Below are 16,487 nucleotides of genomic sequence, written 5' to 3'. Positions count from 1 at the left end.
GTCAGTCGAGCGTCTGGACTTCGACGGAGAGGACTCCGGGGAGATTTTCGGCGATGGCGTTCCAGGTCTCGCCGCCGTCGGGAGAGCCGTAGACCTGGCCTCCGGTGGTGCCGAAGTAGACGCCGCAATCGTCCAGCGTGTCGACGGCCATGGCGTCGCGGAGGACGTTGACGTAGCAGTTCTGCTGGGGCAGGCCGCGGCTCAGGGGCTCCCACTCGTTGCCGCCGGATTTGGAGCGGAAGACTTGCAGCTTGCCGTCGAGCGGGAAGTGCTCGGAGTCGGATTTGATGGGGACGACGAAGACGGTTTCGGGCTCGTGGGCATGGGTGTCGATGACGAAGCCGAAGTCGGTGGGCAGATTGCCGGAGACCTTCGTCCAGTTGTCGCCGGCGTCATCGGAGCGCATGACGTGCCAATGCTTCTGCATGAAGAGGGTGTCGGGTTTGGCCGGGTTCATCGCGATGTGGTGGACGCAGTGACCGATCTCGGCATTGGGATCGGGAATGTGATTCGAGCGCAGGCCCCTGTTGATAGGCTTCCAGGTAGCGCCGGCGTCGTCTGATCGAAACGCGCCGGCCGCGGAGATGGCGATAACGATGCGGTCGGGGTTGGCCTTATCGAGGATGACGGTGTGGAGGCACATGCCGCCGGCGCCGGGCGTCCAGCCAGCGGCTGTGGCGTTGGTGCGGAGGCCGGAGAGCTCGGTCCAGGATTCGCCGCCGTCGGTGGACTTGAAGAGCGCGGCGTCTTCGGCTCCGGCGAGTACGGTGTCGGGGTCGGTGAGCGAGGGCTCGAGGTGCCAGACGCGCTTGAACTCCCAGGGGTGGGGCGTGCCGTCGTACCACTGGTGGGTGCCGGGGACGCCGTCGTAGAGGAGCTTGTTGGAGATCGGGGACCAGGTCTCGCCGCCGTCGTCAGAGCGCTGCATGACCTGGCCGAACCAGCCGGAGGTCTGCGAGGCGTAGATACGGTCGGGGTTCACCGGCGATCCCTTGAGGTGGTAGAGCTCCCAGCCGGGGAAGTGGGGCTGCGAGATGGTCCAGTCGCTGCGCTTGCCGTCAGCGGTGAGGACGAAGGCGCCTTTCTTTGTGCCGACTAACAGGCGGATGGAGGACATGGTGGGCTCCCGGGTGTGTGAAGTCGGGAGAAGTGTAGCGAAGCTGTGGGTTACTGGAAAGGGGATTTCTTGCCGGCCCGCACGGCTGTCTTGATCGCAGTCGCGCGAGGAAACAGCGATTGCGTTACGCGTCTGTGCTGCGCCGCTGTTCCTGCAGCTCCTTCGGGTAGTAGCAGAGGCTTTCGAGCGGGCACGCGCTGCAGCTGGGTTCCTTGTCGGTGCAGATCTGCTGGCCGTGGAGCTTGAGCAGCAGATAGGCCTGCTGCAGCTCTGCGACGTCGCTGGGGAGGGCGTCGAGCGTGCCTGCGAGGTTGGACTGGACCTCGCGGTACATGGCGACGTAGTCGCGCATGGGGTATCCCCAGCCGAGACGGACGAGGACGCGGAGGCCGTTGGATTCGACGGGAAGGCCCTGGGCGATGCCGCAGAAGAGGAGGATCTTCTCCGCGCCAGTACCGCGAATGTTGGGGAACTGCTGGAGCGCGGTGCGCGCGTCGTCGAAGGGCAGCGTGAGGATGGTGTCGAGATTGCCGCCGAAGTCGTCGAGGGTGATCTGCGCAATCTCATGCCAGCGGAAGATGCGGGTCTGGGGCTGCTTGCCGCCGAGGATGGCGAGGGGCATCAGCTCGTCGTCGGTGGCAGCGGCGATGCGGTGGGGATCGATGCGGTTGGGGGAGATGGTCGTCAGGTCGCGAAGCGCAAGGAAGACCTCGAGGCGATTCTCTTCGGTGGTGAGGTAGCAGGCGTTCTCCCAGAGCACGAGCTCGAATGGGCCCTGGGATGGTGGGAGCGACTGCGGGCCGTGTAGATCGGCGAGGTGCTTGAGCGTGGTGCGGAGTGGGTCCATGGGGGCGAGGGCTCGGCGAATTTACTGGGGAGGCGGCAGAAGCCGGTTCTTATGCTGGATGCGTTGAATCGTGGTGAAGGACCGAGAGGTGGAGTACAGGATTACGTGGCTCTCATGCTCCAGGCGTCGCCAGTTGGGCGGACTACCGGGATAGGCTCTTCCGATTCGAGGGAATTCTCCGATGAGAGCGCATACGTCTTCGAGCAACTCCAGATAGTGCTCGGCCTGGGATTCGCCCCATGTCTGGAAGATGAAGGTTCCGATCTCTCTCAGGTCTGCTAATGCTCTGCTGGAGTAGCGGACGGAAGGCATCAGGCAGTTTTCCTCGACCTCAGTCCAAGCTCCTGCCGAATCAGTTCGAAAGGATCGCCTTCGGCGATGCCACTGGCTTCGCCTTCCTCGGCCGCGCGCAGGCATGCCGCGTCGTAGGCCTTTTGGCGAAGCTCTTCGCGGAGGGCGTCAATGGCGGCGTGGAGGACTTCGGTCACGTTGGTGAACTCGCCGCTGGCGATGTAGGGGGCAGCGAGGGATTCGAGCTCGGTGGAGAGATCGGTGCTGGATGAGGCCATGTTGTCCTCCTGGTTCGAGCGTAGTCCCGAGTGAGAGGAATGCCAAGATGAGCCGGGGAGTTCAGGGGACGTCTCTCGGGCATGCCAGGGTACTCCGGGCTGATGCGACACGGTTCATCGAGCATCCTGATGTTTGTGCAGGATGCGGCGGATGGTCACTCCACGCTCGTCCAGGGAGTAGAGAATCACGTGGCTTCCGTGCGGGAGCCGACGCCAGTTGGGATGTGGTGGCTGTAAGTACGCCCGATGCGCGGGTGATGCATGAGCAGGGAGAGCGCTCGGTCCAGGCTGTCCAGATAGCGGACGTATTGCGATTCGCCCCAGGTCGCGAGGGTTATGTCGTGATTTCGATGAGGTCTGCTTTCGCGAGTGCGGTATAGCGGATGCGGGGCATCAGTGCCCTGAAGCCGATGAAAGTCCGAAGTGACTTCTCACGTCCGCGACGAGGTCCCCTTCCAGCACCTCGCTCGATTCGGATTCTTCCATCGCGTGGAGGCACTCCTCGTCGAAGGCGGCGTCGTGGACGCGCTCTCGACGGAGGGCATCCATGGCGGCTTCAAGAACCTCCTGCCTGCTGGCAAATTCGCCGGAGGCGATGAGGTTCGAGGCATATTCTTCGAAGTTTGTCAGGGGTGCGGCCATGGAATCCTCCTGATTCGAGGGTACCGGGTGGTGGTGTGGTTGCTAAGGGAGGAGTGGGCGCGGCTGATACGCAGATTCCCTTTCCACCCCAGCGGACAAAGTCGCCCGCGGGGAAGTAGGGGCGGAGATGGTCCAGTCGCTGCGCTTGCCGTCGGAGGTGAGGACGAAGTCGCCTTTTTTCGTGCCGACGAGGAGGCGGATGGAGGACATAGTGGGGCTCCCGGTCGAGCGATTAGATCCGGTTGGAGAATCCGTCCCCCTATCTTTCGATAGGGCACTGAGCGATAACATCATCCTTGGCCTTTTGTTGCGTATCGATAACCTTATCTCCGCTCAGATATTCTTTCGAACTTAGTGAACGGAATACGGCGTTGACTATTGCAGAATCGCAAACTCTCACCTCTGCATAAAGCTCGTCTATGGAGGCAGAATCTTTATTGAAGAGTTGAATGCCCTTTTTCGGGCGGCTGAGATAGGCGTCTGTTACAGTCGTCAGCTTCTTATCTAGATCGCTGAGCCGTGGCTTCAATGCATTTTGGTAGTGGCTCTCCCAATAATCGTAGTCTTGCTCCTTGAGCGCTTCTCGGATCAGGAGGTGGCTACTCAGAACTGTAGTTTCCTGTTGGACAAGTGCCTCATCGTACAGTTCCTTCCTATGTCGTACTTCTGCAACGGGCGCTCCGCGAGACAATGCCGACTTCAGCATTCCGGCTCTCACATAGCGCACGTATAACGCGTTTGAGAAATCGACGAGTGCTTTGGTACTCGATTCATAGTGGCGGGTTTCCTGGTCGCGCTCCAGTTCCAATTTGTGGCGCTCGCGCTCAGTCTCCGCTGCACGCGATTGAACTTTTGCCGAAATTAACGTTCCGAGCACCCCAGTTAGGAGAAATCCAAGGAGCAGAAGGGTCATGGGGTGTTCCCACACTGAGCGCGAGGGAGCGGACGACAGGTTAGTTGGCTCGTGTGAAGGTGTGGGATCAATCGGGTTAGGAAGGGATGCATCAGTTTTGTTCGGCATGGGGATGCCTCCTGCTAAACTCGTCTCCGCATGCAAAGGAAGCTATCCCAGAAATAGCAGGAGCCGCAATCTCGGTTGAGTTTGCGACTCCTGTTGTCACCTATTGGTCTTAGAGGAAGAGCGGTGCGAGGACCAGGGTGATGGTTGCGAGTAGCTTGATGAGCACGTGCAGCGACGGGCCAGCGGTGTCTTTGAAGGGGTCGCCTACGGTGTCGCCGACTACGGCCGCCTTGTGGGCGTCGGATTTTTTGCCGCCGTACTGGCCGGACTCGATCCACTTCTTGGCGTTGTCCCAGGCTCCGCCGCCGTTGTTCATCAGCATGGCGAGGAGGATGCCGGAGATGGTGCCGACCATGAGGAGGCCGGCGACCGCTTGTGCTCCGCCGAGGTTGACGGGGATGCCGTTGATGGTGGGGACGGGAGCGCCGGTGCCGGCGCTGTAGACGGAGCTGAAGTTGCGGAAGATGAGGCCGACTGCGACTGGCAGGCCTACGGCGAGGACGCCGGGGAGGACCATCTCCTTGAGTGCCGCGCCGGTGACGATGGAGACGCAGCGAGCGTAATCAGGCTTGCTGGTTCCGGCCATGATGCCGGGGTTTTCCTTGAACTGGTCGCGGACATCCTTGACGACCATCTGCGCGGTGCGGCCTACGGCCTTGATGGCGAGCGAGCTGAAGAGGTAGGTCAGCATCGCTCCCAGGAGAGCGCCGACGAAGACGGGGATCTCGGCGAGGTTGATGTTGGTGAAGGACCAGCCGGGAGGCACGATACCCTGCATGCCAGCGGCGTTGGCCGCGTCTACCTTGGCGATGACCAGCGAATGGACCTCTTCGAGATAGGCGGAGAAGAGCAGGAACGCTGCGAGCGAAGCGGAGCCGATGGCATAGCCCTTGGTCAGCGCCTTGGTGGTGTTGCCGGCGGAGTCCAGCTTGTCGGTGCGGTCGCGGACGGAGTCGGGCTGCTCGGACATTTCGACGATGCCACCGGCGTTGTCGGTGATGGGGCCGAAGGTATCCATGGCGAGGATGTAGGCGGCGCACGATAGCATCCCCATGGTCGCTATAGCCGTTCCATAGATTCCCTTGGCGTAGTCGCTGACGTTGGTGAAGCCATGCAGCGCCTGGGTGCCGAAGTAGTAGCTGAGCAGCAGCGCCGAGCCGATGACGATGACGGGGAGTGCGGGTGTCTCCATGCCAACCGCGAGGCCGGAGATGATGTTGGTGGCCGGGCCGGTAAGCGAGGCCTCGGCGATGGACTGCACGGGGCGGTACTTGCTCTCGGTGTAGTACTGGGTGATCCAGACGAAGAGGAAGGCAGTGGCGAGGCCAACAGCGCCGCAGGCGATGAGCCATCCCCAGTTAACGAGCGGAGCGCCGGGATTGTCGACGCCGGAGAGCATGAGCTTGACGGCGACGGCGAAGCCGATGAGTGCGAGCACAGCGGTGACGTAGAAGCCGCGATTGAGCGCGGCCATGGGGTCCTCGGTGTCGTTGGTCTTGACGACTGCGACGCCGACGATGGAGGCGACGAGGTTGATCGCGTGGACGATCAGGGGGAAGAGGATGCCCTTGATGCCGAAGACGGGATAGAGCGCGGCTCCGAGGATCATGGCGCCGACGTTTTCGGCGGCGGTGGACTCGAAGATGTCCGCGCCGCGGCCGGCGCAGTCGCCGACGTTGTCACCGACGAGGTCGGCGATGACGGCGGGGTTGCGGGGATCGTCTTCGGGGATGCCGGCTTCCACCTTGCCGACGAGGTCTGCGCCTACGTCGGCAGCCTTGGTGTAGATGCCTCCGCCGAGCTGGGCGAAGAGCGCGACTAGCGACGCTCCGAAGCCGAAGCCGACGAGCTGGTAGGGAACGCCGACGGGATCGGTGAGTCCGCCGAAGCCGAGGAAGAGCACGCCGACGCCGATGAGCGAGAGCGCCACGACGACGAGGCCGGTGACGGCACCACCGCGGAGGGCCATCTGCAGCGCGCCGTTGAGCGAGGTCCGCGCGGCTGAGGCAGTCCTGATGTTTGCCCTGATCGAGACGTACATGCCGGTGAAACCGGCGAGTCCGGAGCAAACCGCTCCGACGAGGAAGGCGATGACGGTCTTGATGGCGTATGGAGCGGTGCGCGCCGACGAGTGATAGCCGATGAAGACGATGACCGCGAGCACGACGGCGAGGATGCCGATGGTGCGGTACTGGCGGGCGAGGAAGGCTTCGGCGCCTTCGCGGATGGCGTTCGAGATGACGCGCATCTCCGGTGTGCCGGTGTCGCCGGCGATGACCGAGCGGGCGAGCAGCAGCGCAGCGGCGAGGGCGACGACGCCTACGCCGAGGGCGATCCAGAGCCAGAGGCTGTCGGAGGAAGAGACGGTGGCGGGCGCGGCCGGGATGGGGGCGTCCTGCAGGGCCATGAAGAAGGCGGAAAGTGCTGCAACGGGCATGTACGAAGTTCCTCCGAGAGTGATGGAGAAGGCTGTTCTGACTGGGACGTCTGCGGGCGTGCAGCCCGCGCAGACGAGCGAAAAATAGGCTTCGAATCGACCGGGCGCATTAGAGCACACGCACATTCGGTGGTCAATCAAGCACAGTGGAGACCGCGGAAGAGGCAAAGGCAGGTGCGGCGTGTCACAGCGCAGGGTGATGCAATCGTCAGAGATTCAGAGACTCCGGCGACTTCGCAGGTGGTGGGCGACGGGAAGCTTGTTGCTCAGCGTAGTCTCCAGACAGGATCGAGGGCTTCCATGCTGGCACGCGCAGGAGCTCGATGCAACGGGAGAGTGTGGCGGTTGGGGAGACTGAAACAGTGAAGCGAGAGAGCGGAGTGAATTCGAGCGCGGGCCGCCATCTTTCCTGGGCGCTTTGGCTGCTTGTGGCGGGCGCGGTGATGATGACCGTGCTGCTGGCGCTGACGCCTGCGGCGGGGCATGATCAGCTGTGGTTTCTGCTGATGGCGAAGCGCTGGCTGGGGGGCGCGCAGCTGTATGGACCGGAGGTGTTCGACTCGAACCCACCGATGATTGTGTGGGTTTCGGCCTTGCCCGTGTGGGTTGCGGCGCATATCGGCGTGGCGGCGAGCCTGGTCGGGAAGCTGCTGGTGGTGGTGCTGGATGCTGCGGTTGCGTGGCTGGCGTTGAACGCGCTGGAGCTTTCGACCGGAAAGACGAGCCGCAATGGGCGGCTGTGGCTGGCGTTCGGGTTTGTCGTGATCTTCGGTGCGGTGGAGGCGCGGGACTTTGGGCAGCGCGATGCGCTGACGGCGCTGTTGCTGCTGCCGTATGTGCTCGTGGCAGCGGCTTGGAGCGTGGAGGGATCCGGTTCCGAGACGAAGCGAGGGCTGCGGATTGCGGCGGTGCTGCTGGCGGCGCTGGGAGTTTGCCTGAAGGTGCAGCTGGCGCTGGTGCCGGGGGTGATTGAGGCAGTGTTGCTGGTGCGGGCTCTTCTGTCTTCCGGGACACCTGGGTCACGAAGCGCATGGTTGCGAAGGCTGGAGCCGTGGATTCTTGTCGTGGTGGGTGCGGTGTATTTGCTCGCGATTCGCGGACTGACACCGCTGTACTTTGCGAGCGCGGTGCGGCTGAACCTGATGACGTATTGGGCCATTGGCCATCTGACACTGGTGGAGCTTTTTGTGCAGGCGATCGGGCTGCACGCGCTGCTGGCGATGGCGCTGGCGTCGATGACACGCGAGCGTAAGGAGGGGTCGCGGTTTGCGGCGGCGATCACGATGTTGTGTGTTGCGGGGCTGGCGGCGACGGTGGCGTACTACGTGCAGGGCACGGGGTGGTACTACCAGCAGCTACCGGCGATTTCGTTCTTCGGTTGTGCGGTGGTGCTGCAGCTGCTGAGTCTTGCGGAGCGCAAGAGTGCGCGGCGTGCGGCGCGGCTGGCGGCGAAGGGTGTGGTTGTTGAGAACGAGGATGTTGCAGTGGTGCTGCCAATCGCGATTGCGGCGCTCGTGGTGCTGGCTGGTGTGCTGACGATTCACTTTGCGGGCTTTGGGTTTACGCCGCGGGGGTTCGACGCGGACCATACGTTCCAGATCACGCGACCGGATCCTGGCTTCTTCACGGCGCTGGCTCCGGGAACGCCGGTGGCGATCCTTACGACGTCTGTCGATGATGCGATGATGCCGATCGAGCGCTATCACCTGCAGTGGGCGCAGAGCATGAACAACCTGTGGCTGCTGCCGGCGTGGCTGCGGACGGCGCGGCCGCAGACGGGGGACTGGCCGGTGCCGGCGCGGCATCGGTTGTCGGCGGCACAGCAGGGAGAGCTGTTGCAGACGATCACGAGCCGGGAGGCGGGGGATCTCGCGCGGTGGAAGCCTGTGGCGGTACTGGTGGCGCGGTGCCAGGATGCGGCGGTCCATTGCCAGGAGTTGGAGGACCGGCATGATGATTTGCTGGGTACGCTGTTGCTGAGTTCGGAGTTTGCGGAGCAGTGGCGGGAGTATCGGTTGGCGCGGTCGAGCGGGATGTACGACGAGTATGTGCGGGGGTGGTAGGAAAGTCTCGCAAGGGGCCGAAGAACGTACCTCAGGGGCTAAAGCCCCGTCGGTTTGTGCGGTTTTATGTCACGGCTGAAGCCGTGACCTGCCGTTCGTGCCGCGCGATCTGAACCTTTCGTCCAGCACCATCGCGGCCTTATCCGTGCGGCGCGATCAGGTCTTCTTAGTGTGTCGCGGAGTTCCCGTGCAGCGAGACTTCGTAGAGCTCAGAGCTGATGTGGTACTCGCCGGGCATGTAGCCGACTAGGTGGATGGCAGCACCGTCGTCCTTGAGCTTGGGTAGCAGCCAGTCTTCGGGGTAGTTCTTCATGCCGAGTACGAAGAAGTGCTTGTGCTGCGCGACGAAGGCTGTGTAGGGCTCGCTGTGGCCGCGGAGGTGGAAGGCGGCGGTGATCTGCGGCATGCGCTCGAAGATGTTGGCGTGGGAGTAGAGGTTGCTGGCCTGGGGATCGACGAGGTAGTAGAGCCTTGCGGTGGTGGCATCGCTCTCGCGGTAGTTCATCTCGACGAAGGTGAGGCCGCTGGCGGCGACGAACGGGATGGAGGGATCGAGCGCGGCGGTCTTTGCGCAGGCTTCGCAGGGCTGGAGTTTCGGTTCGGAGTGGGCTCGCGTGGGGAGAATCGCTCCGTCGGCGATGGAGTGCAGGAGCTGCATGGGAAGGCCGGAGATGGCGATCGCTGCGATGGCCCCGAGCAGAGCTACGCGGGGATCGGGCTGCCAGCCGTCACTGGAGATCGATAGGGTGAGGCGGGCGATGAGTGCGACGAAGGCCATCTCCAACGCGAAGCTCGTGATGGCGCCGTAGCGTAGGAAGAACGCACCGTGGGAGTGCATGAGAAGCAGCATGAGCGCGAGTGGAAGCGCCAGCAGTGCCCAGATGAGAAGCCACTCCGCGCGATTGAAGGACCAGCGTGGGCCTTGGGCGGGGACGTGGAAGCCGAACTGGCCTGCGCCAAGCAGCAGCGCCACCGCGGCAAGCAGGAGGAAGACGACCGCGGTCTCGGAAGTGGTGAGGTAGAGGTAGAACAGGGCGATTTTGGTGAAGCTGACCTGGAAGGCGAGCGGGTACATCGCCGCGCCGTGGTTGGCGAAGAGCGGGACGTAGAGGAGGGTGACGGCGAAGGGCAGAAGCAGCGCGGCGGCGATGCTGAGATCGATGTGGCGCTGCTGGAGGGAACGCGTCAGCTCGGCTGCGAGGAGGGCGCCGGTGGCGGCGACGCCGAAGACGTGGCTGAGGAGCAGACCGGAGAGCGAGAGTGCGATGGCAAGTGTCCAGAAGGCGCGATGTTTTGCTTCGGGCGCTGCGGCGTGCTGCCAACTGAGGATAGCGGCCAGAAAGAAGCCGAACATCAGGCCATAGGGCCGGGCTTCGACGGCGAGCGGGAAGTTGACGCTGGCCATGAGGAGCAAGGCCGCGAAGAGCCCAAAGAGGACTCCCAGGCGGCGGCGCACGATCGCGAAGAGGCAGAGGATCGCGGCGAGGAAGCCGAGCATCTCGGGCAGGCGCGTGGCGAGCGTGTTGACGCCGAAGACGCGGTAGCAGGCGTGGGTGAGCAGGAAGGGCAGCGGAGGGTTGAGGTCGTAGACGCGGGCGAGATCCCACATCTCGCGGACGGTGGTGGAGCGGGCGATGAAGAGGGTGTAGAGCTCGTCGTGCCAGAGGGGCTTGAGGTGGGAGAGTTCGAGCACTGCAGGCACGTAGAGTGCAACGATGAGGCCGATCATCCAGCCGGGATGCGCTTCGCACCATGCGGCGACAGTGCCGAGCCACGCGCCGAGGCGGGCTTGGTGGGTCCCCACTGCGGTAGGGCTCTTCATGGATGGGGTGGCGAGGCTCATGGGCGTTGGGATTTAGTTCGGGGCGCAGAAAAGAAACGCGAATCGAGTTTGGGGCTTGGAGTCCGGAGTTTTGAGTTTAGCCAGATTGCTGTGGTGCGGCAGTGGCAGAGCGCTACGGCTTCCGTGGGAGCCAGACCTCATAGAGCTCGGTGTCGCGCCAGTAGCCGTCGTGGGTGGTGTGGATGAGCTGGAGGTGGGCACCGTCTTCGAGGAGCTTGGGGATGAGCCAGTCTTCGGGGTAATCGTGCTGACCGAAGACGAAGAAGTGCGGGTGCAGCGCGATGAAGGCGGCGTAGTGCTCGCTGTGGCCGTGAAGAGCGAAGGCGCGGACGACCTCTGGCATGCGCTCGAAGATGTTGGCGTGGGCGATGCTGGCGCTGGCTTCGCGGTCGGTGAGGTAGTAGAGGCGCGCGAGGGTGGCGTCGTTTTCGCGATGATTCATCTCGACGAAGGCGAGGCCGCTGGCGTCGACGAGGGGCAGCGTTGCATCGCGCTGAGCGGTGAGGGCGCAGGCCTGGCAGGGCTCGGGGATGGGCTCGATGTTGGCGCGGGTGGGGATGAGTTCGTGGGCGACGATTTGTTGCGGGATCACGAAGGGCAGTCCGGACATGAGCAGCACGATGACCGAGCCGAGGAGCGCGGCGCGGGGATCGAGCTGAGGTGTGGCCGTCTCGCGATTCATCGTCCAGCGGCCTAGTAGTGCTGCCGTGAGTACGGCGACGGCCCAGACGACGATGCCTGTGTAGCGGATGAAGAACGCTCCCTGCTTCAGCGCGAGATAGCCGAGCAGGAGCAGAGGGATCGCGAGGACGCTTCCGAGGGCGAACCACTCGGGCTGGGTGAAGAACCAGCGCGGGCCGGTGGCTGGACGGGCGCCACGAAGATGGGCGACGCCGAGTAGAGCGAGGACAGCGACGGAGGTGAGGAGCAGCGCGATGAGCTCCCGGTCGATAGAGTGGATGTAGGTGTCGAAGATGGTCTCGCCGGTGGGCTGGAAGGCGACGGGATAGAGCGCTGTGCCGTGGTTGCTGAGCAGCGGGGTGTAGAGGATGGTGAGGGCGAGCGGGAGTATGAGGCCCAGGAGGATGGGCCAGTCGAGGCGACGAGAACGCAAGGAGCGGAAGAGCTCGGCGGCGACGAGTGCGGCTAGAGGAGCGAGGGAGAAGACGTGGCTTAGGAGCATCGTCGCCACTGCAAGGGGGAGGACGAAGAGAGACCACGTGGGGCGAGGGGCTTGGGTCGCGCGTTGCCAGGCGAGGAGAGCGACGAGGAAGCCGGCGTACATCAGGGCGTAGGGACGGGCCTCGGTGGCGAGCTGAAAGATGTCGCTCTGCATCACGATGGTGACGGCGAAGAAGGCGAAGAGCGCTCCCATGCGGCGGCGGACGAAGGCGAAGAGAGCGAGCAGCGCGACGAGGAAGGAGACGATCTCGGGCAGGCGGGTGGCTAGTGTGCTTTGGCCGAAGAGATGCAGCGAGGCACGCGTGGCGGAGTAGATGAGCGGGGGGTTGAGGTCGAAGACGCGGGACTGGGCCCACATGGTGTGAAGGGTGGGAGAGTTGGAGAGGAAGTAGGTGTAGAGCTCGTCATGCCAGAGAGGTTTGTGGCGCGAGGCGTCGAGGACGGCGGGGATGTAGAGGATGACAATCGCGGCGATGAGCCAGGCGGGGTGTTGCTCGCACCAGTTTGCGATGTAGCCGAGGGCTGTTGCCGCGCGCTGGCGGAGGTTCAAGGGGGCGGATTGGGTTTCAATGGGCAAAGAGATGGGTAGTGGGTCTCGGCTGTGCTCATCGTACGACGGCGTTTGGGTGGACGGAGTTCCAGTGGAGAGGCTTGCTCAATTCCGGTGGCGGCATGATCAGGGCAGGGTTGGCACGCTACGGGAAATTGGGTGGTCGCGCGTCTTCGGAAACGTTGTTGAAGTGTGGTACGTTGAGGCTCACCCGCGCGCTCCTTCGGGACTCATTCCGAAGCCGTGAGCATGGATCCGGGAGCTACAGGATCGGGAGCTACAGGATCTGCCAGCCAGTGAGCGCCGGGCTCAGTGGGGAGCCACTATGTTGCGTCAGGGGTCGGCTTGTCGGGTTCCATCTTTCCTCGTTCCTTCGGTGACTTTGAGTAAGCGGCGTCGGTGGGTTTTGCTGCTGATGGCTGTGTTGGCGGCAGCTCCCATGCTGCGAGCGCAGGAGAATCCGCTGGGGGATGTGCATACGAACCAGCCTCCACCGCCGGCTCCTCCGAAGGATGCGCGTCCGGCTATTGTTGACGGCAACATTGCTGCTCGGGCGACCGGCAACCCCGGGGCTCCGCTGCGCGTCAATGTGAACCTAGTGCTCGTGCCGCTGACAGTGACGGACCCGATGAACCGCCTGGTGACCGGGTTGGAGCGAGACAACTTCCAGGTCTTCGACAACAACATGCCGCAGACGATCAAGACCTTCGGGACGGAGGATGCTCCGATCTCGATTGGGATTGTGTTCGACCTTTCGGGTTCGATGGAGTCAAAGTTCCTGCGAGCGCGGAAGGCGCTCAGCGAGTTCCTGCGGACCTGCAATCCAAAGGATGAGTTCTTCGTGGTCGGGTTCAATGACCGTCCGGCGATCATCGTCGATTACACGTCGGAGGTAGAGGATGTGGATGCGCGGATGGTGATGCTGCATCCGGAGAAGCGCACCGCGCTGATCGACGCGATGTATCTGGGCGTCAATAAGCTGAGGAGCGCGAAGTACGACCGGAAGGCGCTGCTGGTGATCTCGGACGGTGGCGACAACCGCAGCCGCTACACGGAGGGTGAGTTGCAGCGCGTGATTCGGGAGAGTGAGGTGCAGATTTACTCGATCGGAATCTTCGATGCCTATGCTCCGACGGAGGAAGAGCAGCTGGGGCCGGTGTTGCTGAAAGAGATCTGCGAGGGTACCGGGGGACGGCTTTTCACCGTCTATGACATTCAGGACCTGGGAGACATTGCGCAACGCATCAGCGAGGAGCTGCGCAATGAGTATGTGATTGGATACACGCCTACGGACCGCCGTCGCGATGCGTCGTGGCGTAAATTGAAGGTGCGATTGCTGCCTCCGCCCGGGCTTCCGGTGCTTACTGTGCACAATCGCGAGGGGTACTATGCACCGTCGCAGTAAAAGCTGGAAGCCGGTTCGCGTGCTGCGACGCCGGCTTCATCCGGTGGGAGAGATTCTCGCCACCGTTCTGTTTTTTTCGTTTGTGACGGCGGGCGTGGCGTCGGACGCCCAGGCGCAGGCGCCCAAGGCACCAGCTTCGCAGACCGTGCCGACGCGCAGGCCGCTGACGGTGGACAGCGATCCGGTGACGCTGCCGGAGGGTGATGCGCCAGTTGCGGCGGCCCCTTCCGGTGCACCGCAAGCGGCTGCCGGCGAGGTGACGCGCGAGAACGGCAAGTTCACGCTGCGCACCAATGCGTACGAGGTGCGGCTGAATGCCAGCGTCATCGACTCCAGCGGGCAGCCGGTGGACTCGCTCCCGCAGGATGCGTTCCACGTATACGAGGACGGCGTGCCGCAGAACATCATCGGCTTCCGGCATGAGGACCTGCCGGTGTCGCTGGGGCTGCTGATCGACAGCTCGGGGTCGATGTACGACAAGCGGTCGTCAGTGGATGCGGCGTCGCTGGACCTGGTGAAGCTCTCGAACCCTCAGGATGAGGCGTTCCTGGTGGATTTCAGCTCGGAGCCCTACCTCGATACGGACTTTACGAACGATGTGGGCAAGCTGCAGCAGGGGCTGAGCTTCATCAAGAGCACGGGCGGAACGGCGCTGTATGACGCGGTGATCGCGTCGGCCGATTACCTGGCGAAGAATGCAAAGCGGCCGAAGCAGGTGCTGCTGATCGTGACCGACGGCGAGGACAATGCGTCGAGCGCGTCGCTGGAGACGACGATTCGGCGGGTGCAGGACCTGGACGGGCCGGCGATTTACTGCATCGGGCTGCTGTTTGGCGAGGATGTGAGCCGGAGCGAGGCGCGGCATGCGCGCGAGGTGCTGACGGAGCTGTCGCTGCAGACGGGTGGCCAGGCGTACTTCCCGAAGTCGCTAAAGGAAGTGGATGGCATCACGCGCGAAGTGGCGCAGGATATCCGGTCGCAGTACACGATCTCGTATCGGTCGACGAAGGCGCCGGAACTGGGTGGATACCGGACGATCCACGTGGAGGCCAAGGAAAAGGGCTTCCATGGGCTGCAGGTGAGGACTCGGACGGGGTACTTCCCGAAGACGGCGAAGCCTGAGGGTGGACAGGCGCCGGGCGGCAATTAGGAACGAGCGGCGAGGTGCCAGGGCCGCTAGAATCGCCATCCTGCGCCGAGCAGGAACTGAACGGTGCTGGCCGTTTGAGGCGCAGCGTAGTTGGTGCCGTAGTTGTTGACTGGAGTGACCGCTGAGTAATGGATGAGGGTTTCGCCGAGGTCGAAGCGGAGCAGGAAGTGGTGCGTCGGATAGAGCTCTACGACTGCTCCGACGTCGCCGCCAAACTGATTGACGATGTCGGTGGGTGGGGGAACAGAGGCCAGGTTCTGGTAGGCATTCTTGAAGGCGATGAGTCCAGGCCGGACTTTTGCATAAACGCCGTAGCGAGGATGCTGCAAGCCTAGTTTGACACCGGAGAAGAACTGCAGCTGGCCTCCGCCATCCTGAAAGGTGGGAGCGCCGCTGCCGTTGAGTATGACGATCGAGCTATCGAGCGCGAGCCAGTGGGTGAGGAAGTGCGACCCGGTGAACGCCACGCCGGAAGGAAGCCCGAGCTCTTCCTGGTCAAGGTTAACGGTGGGTTGAAGAGCATAGGAGACGATGAGCTCATTGCGCGGGACGGGAAGAGAGTCGGCTGCGGTTTGCGGGGTAGCGGAATCGGCGAAGGCGCGGCCGAACGAGCGGCTGAGACCGATGGCAACGAGCACATGATCTTCGACAAAAGCTTTTTCCACGACGGTCGGACCGGCGTTTGCGGGCAACGTCTGGCTGCGGTCTGCTTGAAGCAGGATTTCGTGGCTGACGTCGAAGGTGATGGAGGTGCGAGGTGAGAGCTTCGCGGAAAGCCCGACGCCTTCTTCCAGGCTGAAGTGAGTGATTCGTCCGTAGTGGGGGACGGACGAATAGGTGTAGATGCCCGACGATCCGAGCGGGACGAGAGTGAAGTCTTGGGAACGCAGGCTGCTGGAGAACGAGCTGATGCCCGGCGCGATGCGCGAGCGCAGAGAGAACCGGCTGTGGCCGAGCGGGACTGTGGCGCGAATGCCCACATGGGCTAGGAGTTGTTCGCCGCCATTCTGAGGCACCTGGATCTGCCGGCCAAAGAGGTAGCCAGCGCGGGCCTCCAGCGCGAAGTTGGGGCTGAGCGCGAAGGCGTACCCGCCTGAGATCCCACCGAAGAGTTGTTCGTGTACGACGAGAACAGGGCCGGTAGGCGGCCCGTAAACATAGTTGGTCTCGTTGGCTGTTTGGCGGCCCAGCGCGGAGAGTTCGAGGGTGTGACGGGCAACCTCCTGCGCACTCGCAAAGGAGAGGACAAGAAGGCAAACGATGGCGGTCGTGAGGCTGACGAAAGCTCGATGAATGGCGGCAGCTCCCCTGAATCGTCTGTGTGGCGGGCCCGGGGTACGGTTCTCGATGATAGCGAGACGCGCGGCAAGGAGAAAAGTATCTATTCTTGCTAGAGGTTATACCTCGCAACCTTCGACACACCTGGGACAGACGAGACCTCTCATCGGTAATTCGACACATGGAATCTCAGATAATTCCAGGCACGCCACTGATAGTCAGATCCCTGGTCCCTGGTCCGCAGGGTATCCGGGAGCAGCGGCTGGCAATTGGGTGGTGCGATTCGTACTCCCGCCGAGGCGGTTCCGCATCCCATAGAGACACTCTGTGCGATTAGCATGGACGGTCAGAACGTTCGCTCGGGATCGCACCCCAGCGAACGC

General features: G+C 63.1%; 14 protein-coding genes. 3 read left to right on the top strand and 11 right to left on the bottom strand.

What is annotated here, in order from left to right; all coding sequences use genetic code 11:
* Window position 1: 1 nt before the first annotated feature.
* The 8 genes from AC5E6W_RS07680 to AC5E6W_RS07645 all read right to left on the bottom strand — a co-directional run bounded on the left by AC5E6W_RS07680 (window position 2) and on the right by AC5E6W_RS07645 (window position 6,633).
* A complete protein-coding gene (locus tag AC5E6W_RS07680) occupies window positions 2–1,117 on the bottom strand; it encodes a WD40/YVTN/BNR-like repeat-containing protein (RefSeq protein ID WP_491751686.1) in 1,116 nt (371 codons plus the stop codon).
* A gap of 124 nt (window positions 1,118–1,241) precedes the next feature.
* A complete protein-coding gene (locus AC5E6W_RS07675) occupies window positions 1,242–1,964 on the bottom strand; it encodes a hypothetical protein (RefSeq protein ID WP_491751685.1) in 723 nt (240 codons plus the stop codon).
* A 21-nt stretch (window positions 1,965–1,985) separates the two neighbouring features.
* Window positions 1,986–2,276, bottom strand: a complete 291-nt coding sequence (locus AC5E6W_RS07670; RefSeq protein ID WP_491751684.1) for a type II toxin-antitoxin system RelE/ParE family toxin — start codon at window positions 2,274–2,276, stop codon at window positions 1,986–1,988.
* Complete coding sequence (locus tag AC5E6W_RS07665) at window positions 2,276–2,533, bottom strand: hypothetical protein (protein WP_491751683.1); 258 nt, start codon at window positions 2,531–2,533, stop codon at window positions 2,276–2,278. Before AC5E6W_RS07665 ends, AC5E6W_RS07670 begins: the two co-directional genes overlap by 1 nt.
* 114 nt (window positions 2,534–2,647) lie before the next feature.
* The gene (locus tag AC5E6W_RS07660) at window positions 2,648–2,842 is read right to left on the bottom strand and encodes a type II toxin-antitoxin system RelE/ParE family toxin (protein ID WP_491751763.1); all 195 of its coding nucleotides are present in this window, start codon (window positions 2,840–2,842) and stop codon (window positions 2,648–2,650) included.
* Window positions 2,843–2,926: 84 nt separating this feature from the next.
* The gene (locus tag AC5E6W_RS07655; protein ID WP_491751682.1) at window positions 2,927–3,175 is read right to left on the bottom strand and encodes a hypothetical protein; all 249 of its coding nucleotides are present in this window, start codon (window positions 3,173–3,175) and stop codon (window positions 2,927–2,929) included.
* Window positions 3,176–3,434: 259 nt separating this feature from the next.
* Window positions 3,435–4,088, bottom strand: coding sequence for a hypothetical protein (locus tag AC5E6W_RS07650; RefSeq protein WP_491751681.1), 654 nt, complete (start codon window positions 4,086–4,088; stop codon window positions 3,435–3,437).
* 217 nt (window positions 4,089–4,305) lie between these two features.
* The gene (locus AC5E6W_RS07645) at window positions 4,306–6,633 is read right to left on the bottom strand and encodes a sodium-translocating pyrophosphatase (RefSeq protein ID WP_491751680.1); all 2,328 of its coding nucleotides are present in this window, start codon (window positions 6,631–6,633) and stop codon (window positions 4,306–4,308) included.
* Window positions 6,634–6,995: 362 nt separating this feature from the next.
* On the opposite strand from AC5E6W_RS07645, the gene AC5E6W_RS07640 reads away from it, so the two are divergent.
* Window positions 6,996–8,696, top strand: a complete 1,701-nt coding sequence (locus AC5E6W_RS07640) for a hypothetical protein (RefSeq protein WP_491751679.1) — start codon at window positions 6,996–6,998, stop codon at window positions 8,694–8,696.
* A gap of 166 nt (window positions 8,697–8,862) precedes the next feature.
* On the opposite strand, the gene AC5E6W_RS07635 is transcribed toward AC5E6W_RS07640, so the two are convergent.
* A complete protein-coding gene (locus tag AC5E6W_RS07635; protein ID WP_491751678.1) occupies window positions 8,863–10,539 on the bottom strand; it encodes an ArnT family glycosyltransferase in 1,677 nt (558 codons plus the stop codon).
* Between the two features lie 112 nt (window positions 10,540–10,651).
* A complete protein-coding gene (locus AC5E6W_RS07630; RefSeq protein WP_491751677.1) occupies window positions 10,652–12,271 on the bottom strand; it encodes a glycosyltransferase family 39 protein in 1,620 nt (539 codons plus the stop codon).
* A gap of 439 nt (window positions 12,272–12,710) precedes the next feature.
* Here AC5E6W_RS07630 and AC5E6W_RS07625 point away from each other — a divergent pair, with 439 nt between their 5' ends.
* Both AC5E6W_RS07625 and AC5E6W_RS07620 read left to right on the top strand, forming a co-directional pair.
* Entirely contained in the window at window positions 12,711–13,676 is a 966-nt protein-coding gene (locus AC5E6W_RS07625; protein WP_491751676.1) for a VWA domain-containing protein, read from the top strand.
* 19 nt (window positions 13,677–13,695) lie between these two features.
* The gene (locus tag AC5E6W_RS07620) at window positions 13,696–14,826 is read left to right on the top strand and encodes a VWA domain-containing protein (RefSeq protein ID WP_491751675.1); all 1,131 of its coding nucleotides are present in this window, start codon (window positions 13,696–13,698) and stop codon (window positions 14,824–14,826) included.
* A gap of 26 nt (window positions 14,827–14,852) precedes the next feature.
* Here AC5E6W_RS07620 and AC5E6W_RS07615 read toward each other — a convergent pair whose 3' ends face one another.
* Window positions 14,853–15,842, bottom strand: coding sequence for a hypothetical protein (locus AC5E6W_RS07615; RefSeq protein ID WP_491751674.1), 990 nt, complete (start codon window positions 15,840–15,842; stop codon window positions 14,853–14,855).
* Window positions 15,843–16,487 lie beyond the last annotated feature (645 nt).

This window comes from Bryocella sp., from assembly GCF_058498515.1.
Note: the sequence above shows the minus strand (reverse complement) of the source record. Positions and strands in the feature narration are given on the sequence as shown.